This is a genomic window from Malikia granosa, assembly GCF_002980595.1.
GTDB classification, from domain to species: domain Bacteria; phylum Pseudomonadota; class Gammaproteobacteria; order Burkholderiales; family Burkholderiaceae_C; genus Malikia; species Malikia granosa.
This window is the reverse complement of record NZ_PVLQ01000002.1, coordinates 1-1,210: the sequence shown is the minus strand read 5'-3', so window position 1 is coordinate 1,210 and position 1,210 is coordinate 1. Positions and strand designations below refer to the sequence as shown.

Genomic DNA, 1,210 nt, shown 5'->3' with positions numbered 1-1,210 from the left:
CCAGAGCGTGCCGTTGGCGAACTGCAGCTGGATGCGGCTGTAGCCGTAATAGTCAGCACTTTCAGAGTAATACCCCTGCACCGTCAGGCTGTCGCTGCCACCCGCCAGGCTCAGCACCAGGTCATCGCCGACCCGTGCCAGCTTGACGTCAGCCGGCAAGATACCGGCGCCGATCTTCACCGTGTCGACTGGCGCCGCGCCCACCTGGTCATACCAGCTGTCCGAGGCATCGACCGTGTCACGACCCGAGCCGGTGCCGAACACATAGCTGTCCGCCCCGTCTCCACCTGCCAGGAAGTCATTGCCCGATCCACCATCGAGCAGGTCATTGCCCTGCTCGCCGAACAGGCTGTCATGGCCTTCGCCACCGAGCAAGGTATCGGCCTTGTCACCCGCAGTGATCCAGTCGTTGCCCTGCCCGCCTTGCATCGAGTCGGTCGCGCCCGTGCCAACCAGCGCATCGTCACCGGGAGTGCCCTCCACCTGGATGACCTGCGCCGCAATGGCCGTCGCGCCCCAGAGCGTGCCGTTGGCAAACTGCAGCTGGATGCGGCTGTAGCCGGAATAGCCAGCACTTTCAGAGTAATACCCCTGCACCGTCAGGCTGTCGCTGCCACCCGCCAGGCTCAGCACCAGGTCATCGCCGACCCGTGCCAGCTTGACGTCGGCCGGCGCAATGCCGGCACCGATCTTCACTGTGTCGACTGGCGCCACGCCTTGCTGGTTGTACCAGCTGTCCGAAGCGTCGACCGTGTCGCGACCCGAGCCGGTGCCAAAGACATAGCTGTCCGACCCGTCACCACCTGCCAGGAAATCATTGCCCGACCCACCATCGAGCAGGTCATTGCCCTGCTCGCCGAACAGGCTGTCATGGCCTTCGCCGCCGAGCAAGGTATCAGCCTTGTCGCCCGAAGTGATCCAGTCGTTGCCCTGCCCGCCTTGCATCGAGTCGGTCGCTGCCGTGCCAACCAGTGCATCATTGCCCGGCGTGCCCTCCACCTGGATGACCTGCGCCGCGATACCCGTCGCGCCCCAGAGCGTGCCGTTGACAAACTGCAGCTGGATGCGGCTGTAGCCGTAATAGTCCGCGCGTTCGGAGTAATAGCCCGAGACCGTCAGGCTGTCGCTGCCACCCGCCAGGCTCAGCACCAGATCATCGCCGACCCGGGCCAGCTTGACATCGGCCGGCAAGATGCCGGCACCAATCTTC

1 protein-coding gene is annotated in these 1,210 nt (G+C 64.8%); it reads right to left on the bottom strand.

Annotation, left to right across the window (positions count from 1 at the left end; translation table 11 throughout):
* Positions 1–1,210 (bottom strand): calcium-binding protein (locus C6P64_RS00235; RefSeq protein WP_281257918.1); only part of this gene is annotated, 1,210 nt, incomplete at both ends.